Origin of the sequence: Clostridium sp. NSJ-49, assembly GCF_014287725.1 — a bacterium.
GTDB classification, from domain to species: Bacteria; Bacillota; Clostridia; order Clostridiales; family Clostridiaceae; genus Clostridium; species Clostridium disporicum_B.
In genome coordinates this window covers 1-2,724 of sequence record NZ_JACOOP010000098.1, presented here as the reverse complement: position 1 = coordinate 2,724, position 2,724 = coordinate 1, and the positions used below count along the sequence as shown (strand labels likewise).

Sequence of the window (2,724 nt, the reverse complement as noted above, 5' to 3'; positions counted from 1 at the left end):
TTTTTATTGGTCAAGCCCTCGACCTATTAGTATCAGTCAGCTAAATACGTTACCGCACTTACACCTCTGACCTATCAACCTTGTGTTCTTCAAGGGGTCTTACTAGCTTATGCTATGGGAAATCTCATCTTGAGGTGGGCTTCACGCTTAGATGCTTTCAGCGTTTATCCCTTCCCGACTTAGCTACCCAGCTATGCTCTTGGCAGAACAACTGGTACACCAGAGGTCAGTCCATCCCGGTCCTCTCGTACTAAGGACAGCTCCTCTCAAATTTCCTACGCCCGCGACGGATAGGGACCGAACTGTCTCACGACGTTCTGAACCCAGCTCGCGTGCCGCTTTAATGGGCGAACAGCCCAACCCTTGGGACCTACTACAGCCCCAGGATGCGACGAGCCGACATCGAGGTGCCAAACCTCCCCGTCGATGTGGACTCTTGGGGGAGATCAGCCTGTTATCCCCGAGGTAGCTTTTATCCGTTGAGCGATGGCCCTCCCACGAGGTACCACCGGATCACTAAGCCCGACTTTCGTCCCTGCTCGACTTGTAGGTCTCGCAGTCAGGCTCCCTTCTGCCTTTGCACTCTTCGAACGATTTCCGACCGTTCTGAGGGAACCTTTGGGCGCCTCCGTTACTTTTTAGGAGGCGACCGCCCCAGTCAAACTGCCCACCTAACAATGTCCAGTCACCAGATTCATGGCGTCCTGTTAGAACCCCAGTACTGTCAGGGTGGTATCCCAAGGGTGACTCCACTAAGGCTGACGCCCTAGTTTCCCAGTCTCCCACCTATCCTGTACAGACAATACCGAGATTCAATGCTAAGCTGCAGTAAAGCTCTACGGGGTCTTTCCGTCCAATCGCGGGTAGCGAGCATCTTCACTCGCACTACAACTTCGCCGGATTTGCAGTTGAGACAGTGCCCAAGTCATTACGCCATTCGTGCGGGTCAGAACTTACCTGACAAGGAATTTCGCTACCTTAGGACCGTTATAGTTACGGCCGCCGTTTACTGGGGCTTAAGTTCACACCTTCGCTTGCGCTAAGTGTTCCCCTTAACCTTCCAGCACCGGGCAGGCGTCAGCCCCTATACATCAGCTTGCGCTTTAGCAGAGACCTGTGTTTTTGCTAAACAGTTGCTTGGGCCTATTCTCTGCGGCCTGCTCTCGCAGGCACCCCTTCTCGCGAACTTACGGGGTCAATTTGCCTAGTTCCTTAACTGCAATTCTTCCGCCGGCCTTAGGATTCTCTCCTCATCTACCTGTGTCGGTTTGCGGTACGGGCACTACTTCTCTCTCTAGATGCTTTTCTTGGAAGCATGGAATCATGTACTTCAGCTGGCCTTCCCCATCACGCCTCAGCATTGTTACAGCGGATTTGCCTACCGTAACTGCCTAAACGCTTAGACTAGCATTTCCAATCGCTAGCACACACTATCCTTCTCCGTCACACCCTCGATAATAACGATGGTAGTGGTATCGGAATATCAACCGATTGTCCATCGCCTACGCCTTTCGGCCTCGGCTTAGGTCCCGACTAACCCTCAGCGGACGAGCCTTCCTGAGGAAACCTTAGATATTCGGCCTGTAGGATTCTCACCTACATCTCGCTACTAATGCCAACATTCTCACTCGTAATCAGTCCACCGCTCCTTACGGTACGACTTCAGCCCGATTACGACGCTCCCCTACCGCTTGCTTACGCAAGCCCGTAGCTTCGGTGGTAAGTTTAGCCCCGGTACATTTTCGGCGCAGGATCTCTCGACTAGTGAGCTATTACGCACTCTTTAAATGAGTGGCTGCTTCTAAGCCAACATCCTAGTTGTCTTAGAAATCCCACATCCTTTTCCACTTAACTTACACTTTGGGACCTTAGCTGACGATCTGGGCTGTTTCCCTTTTGACCACGGATCTTATCATTCGTAGTCTGACTGCCGGACTAAATGTATATGGCATTCGGAGTTTGATAAGGTTCGGTAAGCGATATGCCCCCTAGCCCATTCAGTGCTCTACCTCCACTACACATATCCGACGCTAGCCCTAAAGCTATTTCGGGGAGAACCAGCTATCTCCGAGTTCGATTGGAATTTCTCCGCTATCCACAGCTCATCCCATGCTTTTTCAACAGCAACGTGGTTCGGTCCTCCACGAAGTTTTACCCTCGCTTCAACCTGGCCATGGATAGGTCACCCGGTTTCGGGTCTACGGCATGCAACTAGTCGCCCTATTAAGACTCGGTTTCCCTTCGGCTCCGTACCTTAAGTACTTAACCTTGCTACATACCGTAACTCGTTGGCTCGTTCTACAAAAAGCACGTCATCACCCTCATAAGGGGCTTTGACCGGTTGTAGGCACACGGTTTCAGGTTCTATTTCACTCCCCTCCCGGGGTTCTTTTCACCTTTCCCTCACGGTACTGCTTCACTATCGGTCATCAGGTAGTATTTAGCCTTGGGAGGTGGTCCTCCCTGCTTCCCACAAGGTTTCACGTGTCTCGTGGTACTCTGGATCAGAACTTGATTATTTTCACTTTCACCTACAGGACTATTACCTCCTACGGTCTTACTTTCCAGTAATGTTCGGTTAATGAAAACTTCTCGTTAATGTTCTGTCCGCAACCCCAGAGATAAATCTCTGGTTTGGGCTCTTTCCCTTTCGCTCGCCGCTACTCAGAAAATCGATTTTTCTTTCTCTTCCTCTAGGTACTTAGATGTTTCAGTTCCCTAGGT

Annotated in this window: 1 rRNA gene; it reads right to left on the bottom strand. The window is 51.0% G+C overall.

What is annotated here, in order from left to right:
- Positions 1-6 precede the first annotated feature (6 nt).
- Positions 7-2,724: ribosomal RNA gene (locus H8S10_RS17765) — 23S ribosomal RNA — on the bottom strand; the annotation flags it as partial.